Source organism: Myxosarcina sp. GI1(2024) (genome assembly GCF_053543375.1).
In genome coordinates this window covers 56,268-78,237 of record NZ_JBKGTY010000005.1, presented here as the reverse complement: position 1 = coordinate 78,237, position 21,970 = coordinate 56,268, and the positions used below count along the sequence as shown (strand labels likewise).

At 40.8% G+C, this 21,970-nt stretch carries 13 protein-coding genes; 2 read left to right on the top strand and 11 right to left on the bottom strand.

All coding sequences use genetic code 11. The features are described from left to right. Nucleotide 1: 1 nt before the first annotated feature. The 7 genes from ACLFKQ_RS19265 to ACLFKQ_RS19235 form a co-directional block, all read right to left on the bottom strand. Nucleotides 2-907, bottom strand: a complete 906-nt coding sequence (locus ACLFKQ_RS19265) for a sulfotransferase (protein ID WP_449001376.1) — start codon at nt 905-907, stop codon at nt 2-4. 128 nt (nt 908-1,035) lie between these two features. Beyond that, nucleotides 1,036-2,268, bottom strand: a complete 1,233-nt coding sequence (locus ACLFKQ_RS19260) for a glycosyltransferase family 4 protein (protein WP_449001375.1) — start codon at nt 2,266-2,268, stop codon at nt 1,036-1,038. 491 nt (nt 2,269-2,759) lie between these two features. Then, on the bottom strand, nt 2,760-4,292 hold the full coding sequence (locus tag ACLFKQ_RS19255; protein ID WP_449001374.1) for a lipopolysaccharide biosynthesis protein: 1,533 nt from the start codon (nt 4,290-4,292) through the stop codon (nt 2,760-2,762). Between the two features lie 29 nt (nt 4,293-4,321). Next, a complete protein-coding gene (locus tag ACLFKQ_RS19250) occupies nt 4,322-5,281 on the bottom strand; it encodes a glycosyltransferase family 2 protein (protein ID WP_449001373.1) in 960 nt (319 codons plus the stop codon). A 20-nt stretch (nt 5,282-5,301) separates the two neighbouring features. Next, entirely contained in the window at nt 5,302-6,195 is an 894-nt protein-coding gene (locus ACLFKQ_RS19245) for a WecB/TagA/CpsF family glycosyltransferase (protein WP_449001372.1), read from the bottom strand. Between the two features lie 624 nt (nt 6,196-6,819). Beyond that, nucleotides 6,820-11,916, bottom strand: a complete 5,097-nt coding sequence (locus ACLFKQ_RS19240; protein WP_449001371.1) for a malectin domain-containing carbohydrate-binding protein — start codon at nt 11,914-11,916, stop codon at nt 6,820-6,822. A gap of 686 nt (nt 11,917-12,602) precedes the next feature. Beyond that, nucleotides 12,603-13,445: a hypothetical protein gene (locus ACLFKQ_RS19235; RefSeq protein WP_449001370.1), complete on the bottom strand. Its 843-nt coding sequence runs from the start codon at nt 13,443-13,445 to the stop codon at nt 12,603-12,605. A gap of 774 nt (nt 13,446-14,219) precedes the next feature. Here ACLFKQ_RS19235 and ACLFKQ_RS19230 point away from each other — a divergent pair. Both ACLFKQ_RS19230 and ACLFKQ_RS19225 read left to right on the top strand, forming a co-directional pair. Next, nucleotides 14,220-14,462: a hypothetical protein gene (locus ACLFKQ_RS19230; RefSeq protein ID WP_449001369.1), complete on the top strand. Its 243-nt coding sequence runs from the start codon at nt 14,220-14,222 to the stop codon at nt 14,460-14,462. A 114-nt stretch (nt 14,463-14,576) separates the two neighbouring features. Further along, entirely contained in the window at nt 14,577-15,578 is a 1,002-nt protein-coding gene (locus ACLFKQ_RS19225; RefSeq protein ID WP_449001368.1) for a GDP-mannose 4,6-dehydratase, read from the top strand. Between the two features lie 813 nt (nt 15,579-16,391). Here the strand turns inward: ACLFKQ_RS19225 and ACLFKQ_RS19220 are convergent. From ACLFKQ_RS19220 to ACLFKQ_RS19205, 4 genes are all read right to left on the bottom strand, one after another. Continuing rightward, complete coding sequence (locus tag ACLFKQ_RS19220; protein WP_449001367.1) at nt 16,392-18,173, bottom strand: sugar phosphorylase; 1,782 nt, start codon at nt 18,171-18,173, stop codon at nt 16,392-16,394. 316 nt (nt 18,174-18,489) lie between these two features. Next, nucleotides 18,490-19,701, bottom strand: a complete 1,212-nt coding sequence (locus ACLFKQ_RS19215) for an IS256 family transposase (protein WP_448998010.1) — start codon at nt 19,699-19,701, stop codon at nt 18,490-18,492. 117 nt (nt 19,702-19,818) lie between these two features. After that, entirely contained in the window at nt 19,819-20,730 is a 912-nt protein-coding gene (locus ACLFKQ_RS19210; protein ID WP_449001366.1) for a hypothetical protein, read from the bottom strand. A 77-nt stretch (nt 20,731-20,807) separates the two neighbouring features. Next, entirely contained in the window at nt 20,808-21,902 is a 1,095-nt protein-coding gene (locus ACLFKQ_RS19205) for an Acg family FMN-binding oxidoreductase (RefSeq protein WP_449001365.1), read from the bottom strand. Nucleotides 21,903-21,970: the final 68 nt, after the last annotated feature.

Here is a 21,970-nt window from a genome sequence, read left to right as displayed (position 1 = left end):
CTTAAACGTTCAACCATTTAGATAAATCTTGCTGAATCAAATCTTGCAGTTGCAAAATGTCTTGATAATATTCAGCTATATATTTCTGTCTGACTTCTGAACTAAGTGTCGGACGGGGTTGAAGATTTAGCCGTAGCAAATGCTTTTTAAGCTGCCGACGTAGTTTAGTAGACGGCAACAGTGGCGAGATAATTTTTTTCAGGGGATTAGAGCAGACTAAAAACTCCTCTAAATTTTTGCTTCTGGGCATAGCCGAGACATTATGCTTTTGAGTTACATCGGGAACAAAACTCGGGTCGACCTCCAAAAAGCCGAACATATCCTGAATTACGCCCAAAGTATTATTGGTAAAGTCCTCATAGCGGTAGACGGCAATCTGTTCTGGCGAAAATAAATTGAAATAACGTTGGAGCTGAACGTAATAAAAACCTTTTTGTTTGTAGTGCCACCGATAAGACCAGTTACGAGCAATTCGCTCTGATTCGGCTTCCATTGCCTCGGTAAAATCGCTTAGTGGCTCTAATCCTTCCCGCATAGCGTGTAAAAAGTTAGAGAAAGCTCTTTCAACTGGATCGCGTAGAATCGCAATCAGCTTGACATGAGGTATGTGATGAGCAATGCGGACTGGTGCTTGAGGAACGTATAAGTACCAGGGAGAAGCTTCTCCGATGGCAATTTCATCGGTTACACCATCAAATAGAGCGCGGTATGATTCGATATCGGTAACAAATCTAAATCTAGAAATATCTCCCGGACCCCGAAAGTCAATTTCTTTCCCTTCTAAGGCAAAAAAGCGAGGTTCTTTGTGAGGACTCATATAAATTTGAGGATGTTGCTTGAGGTAGCGATAAGCTGCGGTCGTCCCTGCTTTCGCCGCCCCAATAATTAAAAAGTTGGGCATAGTCATGGTTGTTTCTGTGATAGAAATAAAACTTAAATATTTAATTAGTCTGAAGCGCGGACTCAGTCTCGGACTAACTCAAAGCGCGATCGCTGTATCTAGATAGCGATCGCCAGAATACTGAATATTTGAGGTTATTTTTGGAAGCGGTCGGGATATTCATATTTGACCCCAGCCTGGGAACATAATTGCTGAAAAGCCTCTAAAAAGCGAGTTTTACTGTGAGTTTGCTCGACCCACTGCCGACCCTCTTTACCCAAACGTATTCGCAGTTCTTTATCTGTTAGGAGTTGCCGCAAACCCTCTTCAAATTTTGGCAGTCCTTCCATACCACTGCCTGTCCAATGTCCGACATAAATTCCAAATTTTTCGACTACTCGTTCGGGATTGACACTGCTTAAAATTGGCGTTTCGCATTTAAGTGCCTCTTGAAAGCTTACCGCTAGCCCTTCATGGATTGAAGTGTTAATTAGCACCCATGCTTGTGATAAAAGTCGAATCTTTTCTTGTCCCTGAACGTGACCCAACAAACGAACGTTATCGGGAAGAGTTGGGGCACTATGTTCCCAGGCACCTTCACCTCGAAAATGAGGTTTTCCTAAAAAGATAAATTCTACCTCCCGAAAGCGGCGAGCGAGTTCGACAAATAACCAAGGACGCTTGTAAGGATCGAGTCGAGCCAAAAATACTACTGTTGGTTTTTCACTTTTAACTATTTCTCCAGGCTCAATATCGATAATGTTGGGTAATATCGCTACCTCGGCATTTTCGATTCCATAAGTTCCTTTGACTTTATTTCGTAAAAATGAAGCAGGGGTACCGAATAGAACGGGACGATTAAACCACCGAGATTGTTTAACTACATCAGCCAGTGAAGTACAGTCGATCGCGTTCAATCCTTGAGGCATTCTATCTTCTTGTCCTGGAATGCGAATAGTGTGAATTTTGGCGACATCTTCTGGGGTTCGAGGATCTCTTACCCAGATGATAACGGGAGTCGTGGGCATCATTTTTAGGAGATAGCGATAGTCCAGTCGGTAGTCAATAGCTAACAAGACATCAATTTTTTCTTGCCACAGACGCAGCATATTTGCCCAGCGATTTGATTGGCGAGGAATCAATCTCACCCCGTGAATCATTTTTTGTTCTGAATGGTTTTCGCAGGTCAATTCTCCAGATAGAAACACTACCTCAACACCTAAGCTTGGATCGGAGAAGCATTTAGCTACCTGACGAGTTGCCCAACCAAATCCCCCCATTCTGCCGACGGATAGGTCAAAAAACTCGTTAGCAATTACTCCTAACTTCAATTTTTTAGTGGGATATTTAATATTTAACTTCTGGACATTGTCTATGGTTGCGGTCATATTGTTGATTACTCCTAATCGTGTCGGTACTTTGAATTTTTTGAAAACAAGATTGAGTTTATTTGTTGATATGTAAATAGTTCAAAAATATCTAATTAATTTTGTTCGCTTCAATCTTTATTCTTTACTTTAAGCAATCAAAAAAGTTTTATAAGTAAAGATTCGGTGAAAAAATATTGACTTCATGAATTTTATATAAAAGCTTTTTTTAGATGACCGAACGTTAAAGGACGTTAGTCAATACTAATATCTAGAATATTTAGCCCGATCGCCAGGTTTATCGATCGGTAAGTGATTCTTGGAGCTATTACTGCCAAAAAAATCTCCCGAGAATTATTAATTTTTAATAAATTGTTGATAATATTTTTATAAACTAACAAATACGAGAAAAATGGCTGGATTTATGATAACTTTTTCGAGGTAAGTTCGAGATTTTTTAGTCTTTGGATAGCTATTAGATAATAACTTCAAGTTGTGTCTTTCCCGACCTGCTATTTCGCTTTGAATTCTCGCAGCATCTGCAACATTTCCCAGAGTATTTTCCTACCACGGGGAAGTATCGACCATATAACTAAATAAAACAGAATATACAGTAGACAACTGAGCAGCAGCGATAAGATCGTGCTTAACTTTTCCGGCAAGATGGATAATCCCTCGCCGCACATCAAAAGCGCGGCCGATCCCAGAGAAGCGATCGCAGGATAAGATAGGGTGGCAAGTAACTTGGTGAATTTTATTGGCGTACCTTGGAAGCAATAAAGTATTCTTGGAACCCAAAGTATGGGTCTGGAAAAACCATAGGCAGCAGCTACTCCCAATGCTCCCCAACGCACGCTGATTAAGAAAATGCCAATATCAATTGCCGACATGACCACTCCAATACGCAACTGGCGATCGGTTCTACCTAAAGACTGATAGACCCACCCTCCAGCAATATTAAAGGTTCCCATAAATGCTGCTGGCATCAACCAGCGAAAGATTGGCACTACTCCCAGCCATTCGGAGCCTAGTAGCAATAAAATTATTTGGTCTGCAGCCGCAAAAGTAAATGCCACTAAGGGCATACTGACGGTAGTTATTGCCAAAATCGCCTTATAGTAATAGCGACGATATGATTCGGGTTGACTTTGCAATCGACTCAAGGTCGGCAAGGCAACACTAGATATAGGGGTGTTGATTTGCTGAATTGGCAATAATAATAATTGGTAGGCTTTGGCATACAGCCCTAGTTCCTGAGAACCCCAGTACCGACCGATCAAGATATTATCCAAGTTGCGTGAAAAGTAGTTGACAAAGTTAAAAGCGGTTAGATTGCCGCCAAAAGCCAGCAAAGAACCTACCCCAGAGTTCCATACTGGCCATCCAGGTCGCCAGCTACAAGACAGCCAAAACCCAAGATTATACGAAACTCCCATCGCTACCTGTAAAATTACTAATGCCCAGTAACCAGCATCGAGTAGAGCCGCAATTATCCCCGCCATTACGCCGAAAATCATAGAAAATAGCTCAATCTGAGCTATTCTGGTAAAGCGCATTTGTCTTCTCAATAGTGCTTGATGCTGGATAGTCAAGCCGCCCATGATAAAGACTAGAGATAATATCAGCATGATGTTAACCAGACGAGGTTCTTGATAAAATCCAGCTATTGTAGTTGAGAGTGCTGCAATCAGCAAACCAATGACGGTGCTTATAGCTGTATTGATCCAAAACAGAGTGCTGACCTGCTGGTGATTAATCTGACTTTTTTGCACTATGGCGGTAGAAAGACCAAAATTGTTGAACATTTGAACAAATTTAATCACCACACTTGCCATGGCAATCAGACCGTAGTCCTCGGGGGTCAACAAGCGAGCGATAAACACGGTAGAAGCCATTTGAATGGCAAATTTACTCGCCTGGGTAATTAAAGTGACCGCACCACCACGAATAGATTGACGTTTAAGGTCGGCTTTTAAATGCTCGATGGCAAAAAAATCTTTGCCGTTAAGTTTGGCAGGTTTTTCGGTCTGATTCAAAATCTTCACTCACTTCTCCTTAACAACAAAAGGAATCTTTACTCAGAAACGGATTCGGCTACACCAAGAGTTTGTCTAATCGTCAACTGGGCTAGTGGTGCAGAAAGTATGGCGATCGCGGTTAAGAACGCTCGCCAGTCCCGATAGAATATTGCAGCATCTTCTACCCAAGCCCGTTTTAAATAATCACGAGCCAAGTAGCGCTCGCCAGCCGCTATAGATACTCTAGCTAGGTAACGATGCATATATGCATTAGCGGTGGGTAACCAAGGTTGTAAAACTTCTGGCGAAAGTCGGCTGGCAGTTTGAATTACTCTTTGGTAACATTCCTCCATCTGTTTGACGTTGAAAGAAAGTCCTGACGGACGTACCCGATAGGAACATAAAATTTGTGGCAAAAGATGAAAATCCCAGCGTCTGGTTGTTGCAATTCGTAACCAAAAATCGATGTCTTCACAACTACGTAAGGTTTCGTCAAACAGACCGACTTCTGGAAATATACAGCGACGTAAGACAGCATTAGAACCGTGACCGATAAAATTCTTACACAGCAATGCCACTAGCGGATCTAAATTAATCGGTTTACCATCGAGAACCATAAAAGTCCTTCGTCCATCATTGCGGATCGCTCTAGAGGCACTGTAAACCACCCCAACTCGCTTGCAACCGTCTAATAGCTCAACATGAGTAGTTAACTTGTCTGGATGATAGAGATCGTCACCATCTAATAGGGCGATATACTCTCCTAAAGCCCGTTCGATTCCATAATTGCGTGCAGAAGACAATCCTCCATTCGGCTTTTGTAACAACCGAAATCGGCGATCGCGTCTACAAAAACTCTGGGCAATTAAAGCTGTATCATCAGTAGAACCATCATCGACGATCAAAGCCTCAAACTGCTTAAAAGACTGTCGCTCCAGTGAAATTAAGGTGGCTTCGAGATAAGAATTGACGTTATAAGCCGGAATAATAACGCTGACTTTTGGTAACATAAACATAGAATTAGATATTTTTGGAGTTAATTTGATAGTTTCTCAGCTGCTAAATTGACTCTTTTTTTCTTGCTAGCTTCATAAGTCAACAGTCCCATGGATTTGGCTAGAGCAATTTGCAGCAAAAAAGCAGGATTTCCTAATAAATATCTTCCTGCTAGTCTTCTTGGTTCCCAAATCAGCCGATACAACCACTCAAATCCTATATTGGAAATCAACTGCGGACATTTGTGTACGATCCCTGCTAGGCGATCGATGACTGCTCCGCAAGGCAGGAAAATATTGGCATTGAGAAAAGGGCGGTTTTTGAGGAGCCATTTTTCTTGTAACGGCACTCCCATACATACAAGCAAAATATTTGGCTTGAAGCTATTGATTAGATTTATAACTGCTTGATTTTGCTCCGGGCTTTCCTGGTCGAAATAGCCATGATGTCCCGCTATTTTTAAGTTGGGATATTTAGCTTTAACTTTTTGAATAGCTTGTTGTACTAATTTTGTTTTAGTTCCTAATAAAAAGATTGAAAGATTGTGTCGATTACAGTGTTCGATTAGTTTGGGAGTTAAATTTGTTGGCGAAACCCTATATTGCAAAGGTACTTTTAGACCCATATATTGCAGTGCTTTTATAATACCAACACCATCACAAATGGCATAATCTGAACTCTGTTGAAATTCAAAAAACCAAGGTAGCTGCATTGATATATTAAAACTATGCACATTATACAAAGCAATTGTCATTTGCTTGTTTTCAAGACAAGTTTTATGAATAGCTTTGATTAATGATAAATCATCTATAAGCGTAATTTTTCGATTCAAAAGCTCTACACTAGTCGGTAATTTATCATCGGCTTCAGATTTTTCTAGTTGAGAAATAAAATTGGCATTATCCCTTTCTAAATGATTGAAGTTGAAAGTCATAGTTTTAATAATTTATTTTTTGTTTATTTGAATTTTTGTCTTACTTTTAATTTACCAATCAATTGATTACATAAAAATAAAGTTTATGACTAATTTGTATTTTTACGACATAAAGTCGACATAAATACAATAATAAAAATATTAGACTTTAAATGCCAAGAGAGGTTTTTGTGAATTTTTTCAGCATTTAAGCAGAGTAAGTCTAGGAAATACTAACAAGCCAAATATTAATAGTATCGAACTTAACTATTAATTTAGAATCTTATTAATTCATGCTCTTACTCTGCACATTCAGCTTAATTACGATTATTTAAAATTTCCGTTGACAGAAAAGTCCATGAATTTTGTGCAGACATAAACTAAATTTAAAAAAATATAGACAGAGAGAAACGGAACACAACTATGGAAAACTGAAAAAATTGGAGTAAACCCCGTCTACTTTGAAACCCGTAGTTTCTTGACTTTCTTTTTTTGGGTTAATTTGGGTTAAAGAGAAAAGGTAAAAGGTTAAAGGAATTTTGCTAAAACTCCAGTTTTCTATCTGGACGCGGTTTATCTTCGGCAAATTCTAATTTATCAATTTAACCTGTTAGTGAATTAGTGATGGTCGCTCGACTCGATCTTTTATCCAACCAACTCATTCATAGTAGAGTCAACCTCGGCTACAGTAGTGGTTGTCAGTCCGTAGTTACTTAGCCAGTTTCGTCCAAAAATTCCTGCTTCATAGCCCCGATAAGCATTTATTTCTGCTTGTGTATCAATACTCTTAGTAAAGAGATCTGAACTCTCGATTTTATTGTTGAGTACGACAACATCATTATTTTGGGCACCTAAAGCGACTTCTAAAGCAAAAGAAGCTAGAGTGACATGACTTCGGTCTATCTGTTCCGTCCAGTAGTCTAAACCTTCCTTATCTCCATCCCGATTGAAAGCAAATTGATAGACTTGATTGACTCTTTCTCTATTGCTACTAAACCCGCCAAAAAGTCGATCTGCCTCTACTGAATTGCCAAACGCATCGATGATGCGATTATAGATATCGGTTTCACTGCCAGTTAAACGATCGCCTTGTCGTGGAGCATAGTTGACTTTGTTCTCTGTAAGAACATCATTCCAAAATTCAAGCCCCGAATTGTCTGCTGGTCGTCCATAGTAAGCTACGTAAGCGATTTGTGCAGTACCACCGGTCAGATTTAAATCGGTAGGAGGTTGGGGATCTATGGGTGCTGAATCACCATCATGGTCATCAAGAGGCTCTTCACTGCCAGAACCGTCTGGATTAGAATTGTCATTACCGGTAGGAGATTGGGGATCTATGGATGCTGAATCACCATCATGGTCATCAAGAGGCTCTTCACTGCCAGAACCGTCTGGATTAGAATTGTCATTACCGGTAGGAGGTTGGGGATCTATGGGTACTGAATCACCATCATGGTCATCAGTAAGGACAGAAAGAATTTCAATTCCTTTGAGAGCGGGATGTTCAGTGTCATGAAGAAATTCTAAGTTGAGAGCGCCGTCGGTTACGGTAGTGGTATAAGATAACATGAATCCGGAGTATTGACCAGCACCGGCAAAAGGATCGATATTATCAAACACCGCAGGTACCGAACCTTCAACTACAACATCGAAAACTCTTTCTCCGGATACATCAATAGGGTTGTAAATCTCTGCTAAGAAGAGCCTGACTTCATAGTCGCCCGACGCGACACCGAACTCCCATTGCATAGTCTCTCCAGCAATCAGGTCGTAGCGTTCGGTTTGGAAAATTGCTTCTGGGACAGCAGCAGGCAAACTCGAATTGCTTAAGTCAATAGCACTAGTAGTAGAGTAAATATTAGCTCCACCACTGCCTATTCGGTAGCTAGATGGATTGGTGTTGGTATCTTCGCTCCAGTCTAGGGAGCCATCAGCAGCAGCAACTTGGGCTCCACCAACATTAATGCGATACAAAACATTTGAATCAAGAACACTTTCATCATTATCGACAAGAGTACCAATACCAAACTCATTAACAATGTTCGCACCGATAGCCTTGAAAAGTTGAACTTTCAAAGTTTCATCAGCTTCAACGAGATTGTCGTCAGTAAGATCGACTGAAATGGTTTGAGTCGTCTCGCCTACTGCAAAAGTTAAGGTACCGTTAGTATCAGTATAATCTTCTCCAGCAACTGCCGTGCTATCAATAGTGGCAAAATCAACTGTTACCTCAGAACTACTAGCTTGTGAAAGATTAACCGTGAAAGTAGCAGTGCCAGCATCTTCATTGACAGTAACATCATCAATAGATACGACGGGCAGTACAGAGAGAATTTCAATGCCTTTAAGAGCAGGATTTTGGATCTCGTGGAAAAATTCCAAATTAAGAGCACCGTCGGTTACGTCAGTGGTATGAGACAACATCAATCCGGAATACTGACCAGCACTAGCAAAAGGATCGATATTATCAAACACGGCAGGTATAGAACCTTCTACTGCGACATCGAAGAGACGCTCTCCGGCTAGATCGATGGGAGCGTAAATCTCTGCCAAGAAGAGTCTGACTTCATAGTCGCCCGGCGCAACACTGAACTCCCATTGCATAGTAGAACCAGAACTAGGATCCCAACGTTCGGTTTGGAAGATGGTTTTCGAGACACCAGCAGGCAAACTCGAATCGGTAATGTCAATCGCATTACCAGTAGCATAAATATTAGCTCCACCACTACCTACTCTGTAAGGAGAGGGATTGGTGTTGGTATCTTCGCTCCAGTCTAGGGAGCCATCAGCAGCAGCAACTTGGGCTCCACCAACATTAATGCGATACAAGACATTGGGACCATCGTTATCAATTGCATCAACTGTAAGCTCGGGAATACTCAAACCATCGTAATCAGAGTCTGCACTAGCAACACTATGAGCGATAGTTACGGTTTGATTCCCTTCAGTCAAGGTATCGTCTACAGCACTGATATTTACCAACTGGGGTGTATCCCAATTTTCGGAAGTAAAAACCACTTCAGTGCGATCGAGAGTTAGTTGGGTATCAGGAGCGAGAGTAACCTTTACCTCAGATGTAGGCTGAGAAGTAAGAACTAGGGAGTAGCTGTCTTGACTACCACCTTCGGTAACTTTAGTATTACCATCGGTTTCTTGAATTAAAACATTGGGAAAAGCTGCGGTCGATTCAATGGTCAGATCGAGAAAATCTGCAGTAAATGGCTCCGAACCGTTAGAAGTTGAGGTAAGTGTAACTACTGGCGCGCTTTGAACTCCATCGAGATAAAATTGTCCCTGTAAGGATTTAACAATTTGTCCCTCGACATCTAGCTGTACTGGATTGTCGCTAATTTGCTGAGTTGGCGACCAAACACCATTGGTCTGAAAACGCCAGCTTGGCGATACCTGATAAGTTGCCAAATCGACATCGAGAAATAGTTCTACCAAGTCATCATCCACAGAATTTAAGAGTTCATTGGCATCAATTTCCAGCTCGGTAATGGTCAGATCGTTTTCTTCGTAGCTGACCCGTAATACTGGAGCTAAAGGCGAGCCGCTAGCATTTTTAGCACCGACAGCAATTTGCAAGAAATTAGACATACTGCCATCGCCAAGAGTAAATCCCATCGATGCTGAATCCGACCAGTCGATCCCATTATTAGCATCACTGGCAAAAGGATTGAAAATAGGTACTTTAATCCTAAATTCTTTAACATTGGGGCTCGGCATAAATCCAGTTTGAATCGCGTCTTGCTGAGTATTATTAGAACCGGACAAATCTCCAGAACCGACACTTTTGACCTGAACCACACCAGGGGCACCACCTCTAATGGTATTGTCCAGATTTCTCAAGCCATCTAAGTATTTATCGCCATCAACCATCCAACCAGTCATGCCAATATTGAAAGGTCCTTCTGCCGAAGTTCCCTTACCAGGGTTTTCACCGCTATCGGAAGGATTAAAATCCCAGAATAGAGCTTGACCGGCATTAAGTACTGTGTTGACTCCGTTTGCAGAATCGTATTGTAGTGGGTCGATATTGTCATCCAAACCATCATCATCTTGGTCGAGATCCGGAGCAGGTGGGGTACCAGGAGTGAGAATAGCGATACCATCAGCGCCAAATTGAGCGATCCAGACGGTTCCTGCAAATTGTCCGCTACCATCGATACCGTTATTGCCAACTGCAGTAAGATCGAGAGGCGTACCGTTAACTTGTACGTACTCAGTATCGGTTACCTTGGTTCCACTTTGTGTGCCGTCAGACTCGAGTTCGATAAAGGTGATTTTACCGTTAAATGGTGCTACTGCTAAAACTTCAGCATTGGGATTATCACTGACTCCGCTGGCGGTGTATTCCGTCAAACCATTAGAAGAACTCCAAATAGACCACAGCGAACCATCAGCACCCGGACTTTTATAAACGTCTGCCTCAGGATGAGTAAAACCACCGGCAATGGTATCCCAATCGGAGGGAAGATCGTCGGCAGTTGTGGTGGGGTCGTTGTTGGGGTCACTAGGGTCGGTAAGTTTAGTGACTACGGGAGAGCCACTACTGGTATCTACTCTATATAAACCAGCATCAGCTCCAGAAGCATAAACAGGATGGGGATGACCACCGTAGAAACCCTCGGTTACTAAGTGTAGATTATCTGGATCGCTATCATTGCCGGTATTTACGTCTATATTGGGATTGTTAGTTCCCACTTGCTCGATGCTATTGACAGCCTTACCATCTGCAGTTAGAGGTTTATCACCCCAACCATTGTTGGGACCATTATCAAAGGTATAAAGATTGCCAGCTTCGGTAATTACAACATCATAATGGTTGCGATAACCGTTTGAATATACCTGTACTATACCTTTAGGGTCGTACTTAGCTTGGTTGAGTCCATTATTACCACCAAAGGTATCAGCGGCTTCGGCATCTTGCTCTCCTGTAGTGCCGTTAGCAGTATCTCGTCCCTGGGCATCATCTGCGCGAGTAGGATCGTTTAGGGTCGGCAGTGCATAAATATACGAATCGACATAGTCAGTACCGCCTTTTAAGCCTTCGGTTGCTTCAAGTTGTTCGAGCTTGGTTAAATCGACCCGCAATACTGCTGTAGAGTAATAATATTCAGGTAACCAAGCAAAATTATTACTGGGTGCACCTTTGTTGGTATTGCCACCAGAGGCAACGTACATAATTTGATGTTTTTCACCATCGACGATTTCTGTACGAATGTCCATCCCGTTGGTGGAATGGTTTTCTTCAGAACGTGGTAGACCGATAATCAACTCGACCTTAGTCCAGCGACTATCTCCTAATGGTGCGGAAGAATCGGTTAAAGTCAGACGAGAAATTATGCCCGAATTAGTATCCAAATTTTTATCAGCACCACTGGAGTTACCGCCAATACGAGGGTCGCTGGAGCTGACATATAAGACTGGATTGCCTTGGGCATCTTGCTCGACAACTAATCCCGTTACCTGACGGTTATTAATATTGGTATTAAGAGCTCCATCGTCATCATGGTTGGGAATCTCTTTGACTAAATTAATAGTTTCTACATCACCGACAACCTCATAGCCAGTAATTTTACCTTGTGAATCAGTAATTGCTTCGAGCTCGGCGATTTTAATGATGCCATTTTGCTGAGAGACGTAAAGACGACCATCTGGTCCAAATTGTAGGGAAGTAGGATTGTTAATCTTTAAACCTGATAACTGTACTTGTTTAAAATCTGTAGTTAAACCCATAATTGTTTATTTAAATGTAAGAAAAAACTTGTATAAATCGAAAAGATATAATTTTCTCTAATAGTGTTTTCAACTATGTACTGCTAATTATCAGCAAAAAAGCGTAGTGTTGTGTAAACTTAAAATAAACTTTATTGGCTTGCGCTTAAATTTATTATGAAGTTTAACTAGTTATTTATGCATATAGACTTTATTTAAAAAAATATAAAGAAGGTATTTGCTTTAGTTGAGTTTGTTGTTTTTATGTAAATTGTAAAATTGCGATGCTAAATAACATAGTCATCAATAGTACTAAAGCTATAAACTATTGCTTTTTTCTAATAAAATAAGCTAGAAATTCAAATAATTGCTGCTATTCAATTTTTTTTCCATATTGAGATAGCAATCATAGCTTTATTATTCTGGTCGGTGATACTCCATCATCATTGTTGCAATTAAAAGCTAAATCACAGTTTTTTGAAGTAGAAGAAGGATATGGCTCGATTGATAGTCTTTTTAAAAGTAAATTACTCTGGGAGTATGTCCTGTATTGAGGATAATTTGTATAGCAAGTATATCTTGAATCAACTGGAAGAAAAAAGGGCAGTTGTCTTGAATTACATCTTGAGAATCGCTAATACTGCAAATGATAACTTTAAGAGTACAAATAACAGCTAAACGTACCTCTAAAAAATAAGAATACTTAATTATCTATATGGATAATACACTTTTGCCCTCCCCGTAAGAGTCAGCTCTTTCTCAAGCAATTGGATAAACCCTACTGGTGACATATAAGCATCATAGTAGGCAAGCACCCTCCTCCGCATGGCGATCGCCTCTGCAGGTTGGAGTTCTAACGCCCGCTTTAACGCAGACCGAGCATCGGCTCCATCAAAAGAAATACACTCAACTTTATCTCTTAGTGGAGGGCAGAAGAGGTGTCCGTAGTTAGTTATTGGAATTGCTCCACAGGCCATTGCTTCAGCAATATTGTGACAGAAGGGGATTGTGGCACCAGGTAGTGCTAAAAAGAAGTCGGAGCCTAGTAGCATCCGAATCATCTTCTCCTGCTTGATACGAGTGCCGTCCATACCAAGGATGAAGCTGGCGCGCACTTGGCGAGACTCAGGTATACTATCTAGAAAATTAACAATCCCCTTCAACGAATCGAGGATTTTTTTTCTAGAAGCAAAGATCTCACCTTCAAACTCGATATCCTTGTATATATTAGCAGATGTATTGCCAGCGAACACAACACCGAATGGTCGGTTAGTTTCGTTTCTCTGTGTAGCAATTAGGGCTCGAGTTGTAGAATGCTGCGATCCATATATTAGTGGGTGCATCATCACAGGAAACATTAGATTACTTCGCTCGCGAGACAGCATTACTTGAGAGCATTCTTGGTCAGAGATGAGAATTCCATGGTGATTGTCGACCAAAGAGACTTTGAGAGATGAAGTCAATTCGGTATCATTGAGTATCAATCTACCGTATCGCGTTCCAAATATTTTTAGTAGATTCAGGTTCAGAGGAATAGTCGTGCTTCGCATTCCCAGCTCAAGGCATTTGAGAAAGAGATAGTAGTACCGCCCACGATCGGCTCTCATCATGGTTCCCGATAGATCGACTAAGTATATGCCCGCAGTGTTGGAAAATAGGGACTTTCGCAGTATTGAAAAAAAATAAGCTGGTATCTGAGTGAGCTTCCTTTCCTTTCGACGACCATCTGGATCTAGACCGAACTGTATGGAAGTAGGACTCTTAATGCCTAAACTTGATAAATTTACTTGTTTAAAATCTGTTGTATTCGAAGCCATAATGATTTTTTAAACTTTATGCAAAGAAAGCTTGGACAAATCTAAAAAAGTTAAAATTTTTCTTTATTAGAGTTTTCAATTATTTGTTATTTAATTATCCAGAAAAATACTGAAAAGCTCTGTAAATTTATAATTAACTTTAGTATAAATAATTTGAAGATTTTATAAAAAGTAACCTACTGGCTATGTAGCCAAATACTTTTATAAAGGAAATATAAAAAATATTTAAATGGTAAGTTTTAAGCTTACATAAAGCGATCGCCTTATAAGTCTAATCGAGTATACAGAAATCTAGTTGTAATTAGAATAAAATCAATTTAATATGGATCGCTACTCCTAAATGGTTGAATTTACTGTGGTGAAAAACCTTATTTTTACAAAAAATTTGCAAAATAACAGTTTCTTTACTTAGACTTTATTGTTTTAGAAAAATTTACAGTTTAATATAATAGCCTGAGGTTTAATGTAAGTCAATTTAAAATATTTGCAAATTCAGGAATTAATTTAATGTTATTACTTTATTTATTTGTTACTTTAAGTTACTTTGTTTTTTTGCTTTCTAAAATAGTAGAAGACAAAAAATCATCTTTGAAAGATCCAATCCATATCAAAATAGCAATCTTAGCTTCAATATTTTGGCCTGTAGTAATTCCATTATCATTACTAGAGTTAAAAGCTAAAAATAAGGCTGTCGTCACTCTGCCTAATACAAAATCAAAAAATATCTCTAGTAGTCATGCTCGTGTATGAGACAAAAATCTTTGTACAGAACGAGAACATTTACTATCGGCTGATTCGAATTCTTCCAAAATACACAACTAAAAACCAGATTTTATTTTATTGAAATTTATTTTATTAAACTTTATGTCTACTCAAATAGTTACGGGTGTGGCAGGCTTCATTGGCTCGCATTTGGCAGAAACGCTCTTAAAACGAGGCGATCGCGTTATTGGCATCGATCAATTTAACGATTACTACGATCCTCGACTCAAACTGCAAAACGTAGCTCATTTAGAATCTCATTCATCCTTTAAGCTAATCAAAGCCAATATTCAAGATTTGAACTGGCACCAACTTTTGGCAGAAACCGAGGTAGTCTACCATCAAGCGGCACAAGCGGGAGTTAGAGCTAGTTGGGGTGAGGGTTTTCGTAATTATACCGAAAGAAATATCAATGCCACTCAGATAATTTTGGAAGCGGCAAAAGAAATCCCTTCTCTCAAGCGTATTGTTTTTGCTTCTACCTCTTCGGTATATGGCAATGCCGAGACTATGCCTACTCCCGAAACCATCTGTCCTCAACCCGTATCTCCTTATGGCATTACCAAATTAGCAGCCGAGCGTCTATGTTGGCTATATCAGCAAAACTTTGACGTGCCAGTTACCGCACTGCGCTATTTTACCGTTTATGGACCGCGTCAGCGTCCCGACATGGCTTTTCAAAAATTCTTTAGGGCGGCAATTCAAAAAGAAACAATTTATATTTATGGTGACGGCAAACAAACTAGAGATTTTACCTTCATCAGCGATGCAGTAGCAGCTAATTTAGCGGCAGCAGAAGTACCAGAAGCAGTAGGGCAAGTATTTAATATTGGCGGTGGTAGTCGGGTAGTTTTAGCTGATGTTCTCGATAAAATGGAAGAGATTATAGGGCAACCGCTTCGTAAAGAATACGTAGAAAGAGCCAGAGGCGATGCGCGTCATACTAGTGCTGACGTTACCAAAGCTAAAACAATTTTAGGCTACAATCCGCAAGTTTCTCTTGAAGAAGGATTGACCAGAGAATGGGAATGGATTCAACTTCTGTATCGATCTAGCCTAGAGAGCAATACTAGGGGTTATGGCGAACTGGTCGAGCTATTTTAATGGCAGACTAGAGATAACAGCAATGCCCAGTTTGAGGGCGTTGCTATACCATTCCTTCATTCTGAGAATGAAATAGCCCTACCCAATACCGTTCGATTAAGCCCCCCAGCTCCCAACTTTGGGGGAGCCAGATACCTAAAAGTCCCCCATGATTGGGGAGGCACGGGTGCCGAACCTACGTCCGCACATTGATTGCCGTGAATTTAGGGGACGGACCTGTAGGGGCGACAAGCAAGCAAGCTGAAACTGGCATTGTCGAAAGAGATAGCCTGTAATTCACCTCCACTCTCAAGCAATAATTTTTCGGTAGTAATTGTTAAATTTCCAGCATTACCTTCACTGAAAGTAGAAACTGAAACTAATGCGTCTTCAGTAATACCAGGACTTACGCAGTTGAATGAAATTTCGTTGTTTGAGCAGCGAGTCAGTAACGGTAAATCAAGGTTTAGAGTGCTGAAGTGCGTAAGTCCTGAATACTTAACTTCTCCACGGATGATTGTTTGCTACCAATGGTGATATTACCTCCTTTTCCTATAGCCTCTGAGCCAACTTGAGCAAATAAACCACTACTAAAATCACCTTAAATCACCTTGTCCACCTTGTCCACTTATTTGTATATCACTCGCACTGATTGATAAATTACCTGCATCTCCTTCACCAAAAGTTTGATTTTAGGATAATTTTTATCAATCGGTTTTGATATTACACATTTGCCTTCAATTTTGGGGACTTGAAAAATTAGTTACCCTCAAACTTGGGAGTAGAGGGTAACATATCAATTCAAGCTCGATCGCGATGAGTTCGTTAAACCAATTAAAACTCTAAATTGGTAATCCAAGCACATTGATAGGGCTGAAGCACGAAGCAGTCGTTAATATCTTCTATTACCTGACCACTGAGGAGATCGTGCCAAGGATCGATACAAATTAGATTAATATCAGAAAGCTGAAGTTTTTGAACGCGATCGCTTAAATTATTAATACAGAAAATACTCTGCTCGCGATAAATACTCTGTCTCCAAAAGACGAATAGGGAACTATTCATTGGATGCAAGGTGTACTGAGTGGCATTAGGATGAAAAGCAGGCTGACGACGGCGAATTTGAATGCGTCGTGACATTTCTTTCATCACTTTTGTTTGAGTCGAGTCGGGATCTTGAAGTTTTGACTCTAACTCTTCATAGTTCCACTTGTAACGATTGATCGAACGATTGCGTCCGGTTGTCGCTACTCCTGCAAGATCGTTAGAAGTTGCCAAAAAGCTGTGAATGTAGAAGGCGGGAATTCCTTCTAAAGCCATCACCATCGTTTGAGAACAGAGAAACCGCTCGATTTGCCATTCATCCTCTCCTTTGGCAGTCCCCTTCATGGCATCAAACAGAGAAATATTAATTTCATAAGGGCTTTCTGTTCCGTCGGGTTTTTTCCTCATGCTAATTTTGCCCCCGAACTGCTGCATCATCTTCAGCATGGTTTCGTATTCGTCTTCGGTTAATAGACCTTCAGTGGGACGTAAACCAATACCATCATGAGAAGCCGTAAAATTAAAATAGGCACAACCCATAGGTGCGGGAGGCATACTCATCATCCAGGTTTTTAAGTGATCGGATTTGCCCTGTAATAATGCGTTGAGAATCAAAGGAGGCAAACTAAAATTGTAAATTAGATGTGCCTCATCGCGGTTGCCAAAATAACTGAGGTTTTCTCTATTTGGTACGTTGGTTTCGGTAATTATGGCAACGTTGGGATTTAACATTTGGGTGATTTCCCGAAATAGTTTGATTAAGGCATGAGTTTGAGGTAAATGGATACACTGGGTGCCAATACATTTCCATAAATACCCTACTGCATCGAGTCGGATATACTTAGCGCCTTTTTGAACGTAAAATAAAATAACTTTTAAAACTTCAATTAATACATCGGGATTGGCATAATTGAGATCCACTTGGTCGGCACTAAAAGTAGCCCAGACATATTTTTTGCCTTGAGGTGTATCTACCTCAACCAGTAAGTCGCTACTGCGAGGACGAACTACGGCGGAAAGATCGGTTTGGGGATCTACTTCAATAAAATAATCGCATCCTGGTTTAATTCCTTGTTTAAACTGCTCGAACCAAGTGCTTTTACTAGAGACGTGATTGAGAACCAAATCTGCCATCAGATCGAATTTTTGGGCAATAGCTTCAATGTCTTGCCAATCGCCGAGTTCGGGACTGACTTGCAAATAGTCAATTACGGCAAAGCCATCGTCGGAACTGTAAGGACAAAAAGGTAGGATATGAACCCCTGTAATAGTATCTTGTAAATATGCCAAAAAACGATTTAAGGTAACCAACGGTTTCTCCTTGGAGGTAGAGATGCTATCACCGTAGGTAATCATCACGATCTCATTCTGACTCCACTTGTTTAAATTTTCTGATAAGCGATCGCAGAAATGCTCGTGTAGTAGAGAAAATATTTGCTCGATTAATCTGTCAACCGTCTGTTTGTCTTCGTAGATTTTTTGCAGCAGGGGTTTAGTTTTACCCGAAAAGTATTTAAAATTTCTAGCTTCTTGGGTTTGCTGCTCTATAGTAGAATGTTTAGTCTTCTGCATCAATTTCTTTCAGATCGATTCGCAACTTATAAGAGTATAAGTAATCAAAATTTACCTCATAAAAATGTTCTACAAGAGCTTTTTGAGAGATCTTTGGGCTACTTTTTGGTACGAATTTTTACGTAGTCGATCTGATTAGTAGATGGCAGAAGGTAGATGAGACAAGGTAAAAGGCAGCAGGTAGGAGGCAGGAGCAAAAAATTAAGTAAAAAAAGCGATCGCGACCAATAAGAGGGATTTGCTCTGATTTCTCAGCTTGGCAAACCGTGAATTTTAAAATTATTTGGATCTGTCAATAAGTTTGTGTCAAAGAAAGTTAAAGTGGAAGCCGTCCTTCAAACTCGATGGCAAATCGATTTAAAGCAGCTTTCCAATCCCGTAAAGGTCTAGTCCATCTCTGAGATAAGTTATTAATCGCAAGATAAATAACTTTGAGCGCAGCTTCATCTGTTGGAAAAATCCGATGATTCTTCAACACTTTTCTAAGAGTCATATTCATCGACTCGATCGCATTAGTGGTGTAAATAATGCGACGGATTTCTGGAGGAAACTGGAAAAACGGAATCACGTGCTGCCAGTGAGCCAGCCAAGACCTACTAATTGGGGCATAAGTGGAGTCCCACTTGTCAGCAAAAGTTATTAGTGCCTGTTCGGCTTCAGCTTCAGTAGCGGCAGTGTACACTCGTTTGAGGTCAGCGGCAACAGCTTTACGGTGTTTGTAGGAGACATAGCGTAGGGAGTTCCTGACCATGTGTACCATACATAACTGTACGCGGGTTTGCGTAAATACCGTTTCAATCGCTTCGGCGAAGCCCGTCAGACCATCGATACAAGCAATAAAGATATCCTTGACTCCACGATTCTTTAACTCAGTTAACACCGACAGCCAGAATTTTGCCGTTTCTGTCTGGGTCATCCACAGCCCCAATAACTCCTTATCGCCTTCGATGTTGATTCCCAGAGCTAGATGGACGGCTTTGTTGATGACTCTTCCCTCCTGTCTGACTTTGACGACCAAAGCATCAAAAAAGATAATTGGATACACTGCCTCTAGGCTGCGATTTTGCCACTGGAGTCGCTCTTCATGAACCGCATTGGTTACTTGAGATACCAGGGCTGGCGATACTTCTACTCCATAAAGGTCTTGTAGTTGGGCTTGGATATCACGAGTGGTCATTCCTCTCGCATACAGGGCGAGAATCTTGTCATCGAAGCCTGTAAAACGAGTTTGTCCTTTTTTGACCATCTGAGGCTCGAATTGGCGATCGCGATCGCGAGGCACGGCAAGTTCCGCTTCGCCAAACTCCCCCTTAATGGTTTTACGGCTGTGTCCGTTGCGTCGATTTTGTCGCTCTTTTTTGCCCCGCTCTGCCTTCTGAGTCTCTAGATGTACGTCTATTTCAGCTTCTAAACAACGCTCTACGAGTTTTTTGGTCAGTTGTTTGAGGATTCCTCCTTCTCCAATAAGGTCTTCTGGTTTTTCATAGTCTTTGAGCAGTTCATCAATTAACTCTGGTCGAAAGGTCATAGTCTCATTCCTCACATTAATTCTATTTATTAGAGTGTGTTTTGACCTTTGACACAATTTATTTTACATACCCAATTATTTCAGATAACCGGCGATTTCTTCGTCAAAACTAGGATTTCACCTTTCCGAAGGCTGCACCGTACCTTCTAAGTTGTCGAATTGTTTTTTAATCTTTTCTGGCTGCACTGTGCCAACTCGCGATAATAACACGGCACCAAAGCCAAACAGATTGAGCATTAAGATAATTAAGCCTCCCACAACGGGAATGAGAATACTAATGAGAACTAAAATTAACATTCCGACAAAAAAGGTTGAAAATCTAGCAGTTGCTCTACGAGGAAAAACTTTCTTGCCAATCCACAGTCCCGTGACGATCGCACCAAGTAAACCCGCGATTGCTAAGGCTAAATTGACTATGGGGATTAGCAAAAATCCCACGATGCTACCGGCAAATAGAGCGACAAATAATCCAACTGCGACAATTCCGCCTAAACCCCACATACCAGACTTAAATGGGTGTTGGTGCATCGTGTTGGTAATAGTTTCTAGATGTCCTGGAAGTAGTAAGAGTAAAAATATGCCAAAAGCAAAGACGAATAACAGAGAGATTAAAGAAAAGATAACATTGGTTAAATAAAGAGTACCAAACAGACCGTAGCGTTCGAAAAATACCTTAGTATTACTAAACATAACTACTTCGCTACCGCCTACCATTGCTCCTTCTTCCTTAATAATCTCGCCGCCAATTGCTACTGCATCGCCGCTAACGCGGGCATTAGGTCTGAGAATTACATCTCCTCCGATAGCTACAGCATCGTTGGTAATTCGTGCATCATTGAGGAGGGTGACATCGCCCCCAATGGCTACCGCATCGGTAATCACTTGCTTTTCGGGAACTATGACATCAGTACCCATTTTCAAGATTTGAATTTCGCTTTCATTGTCGGCAACAGCAACTCCACTGACCAGAATCAATAAGAACGCTGCTATAAAAGCTAAAATTAAGGTTTTGATTTTACGGCCATTCATCTTACAATTTCCCTTTAATTTAGTTAGTGGTCAGTTAATTTATTAGACTTCAAGCAAGGTTTTTGTCTTTGTTGTTGTTATTGGTTAACGGTCAGTAATACTTCATCTATCGGTCTTCTAGGGGTTGGTTTGATCTCTTTGCCATAACCCAAACGCAAAACAATTTGTGGATAACCATTTTGAGGAAATAAAGCTGTTAAGCGCGATCGCAGTTGGGGATTTTGAATTGGTTGATTGAAGAAAGATGCCCAGACATCATCAACTCTGGCTCTTAATAATAAATGTTCTAAAGCTTCTCCGGTAATCAGCCAGTCTCGGGGAGTATCGTATCTGCTGTTTAATACCAGCAGCAGAGCTTTTTCTGCTAGTTTTTGGTTTTTAGCCGATTGGGATTTACCCAGATCGAAGGAACGAACCGCAAACGACATCAACGGGGTAAGTGCGTCCAATCTTTCGTCCATTCCTTGAGCGTAGGCAGGGATACCATCGTGACTGGAACTGTTACCAGAGCGAATCCATTTGGCTAGTTCTTGGCGAAATAGAGGGTTTGCCATTTGCAGGCGATCGCCTTCTATAATTAGCTCGATTACTTGTTGCTGAATGGCTTTAGGAACGACGTTGAGCCAAGTATGTTGCGAACAAGCCACTAACTGTAATTGTGAAATCAAAGATGTCGGTAACTGACGATTGGCAAACTGAAGGCGGTTGGTGCATCTTTTGGGAATTGCTCGAAATAATAAGTGTTCTTCCGCTTTAGCTATTGTTTTACTACCAAGGCGAATCCGTGCCAATAAATTAGGGTTGTAAGGTTCGGGAAGCAATTCTACGAGATCTCGATAGCCAAAGTAACGTATGGCAATGCAGAGATTAAACAAAGCCGCACCACAACTGATGATTAATTCGCGAGAATCTGGAGCGGCAATGGGTAAAGCGCGAGTTTTATCTGCATAGAGTTCGATCGCGCGATCGGCTATTTTAAATAACCAAGGCTGAGTATTATGAGCTGAGGGAGCTAAAATTGCATAGTTAATTAAAAATTCTAGCTGCTGAGAAATCGTACCATCAACAGGAAAATTATCTTCTTCGACTTGCCAAGGATGGAATCCAGTCTCGGTGTCTGGCGGAGTGGTACTCGAAGCAACAAAGGGAAAATTCCTTAACAGACTAACCATTATCATTACACCTCATTCAATAATAGACATTTCAGTTTCAATAACTAACACTCGCGATCGCTACTTAC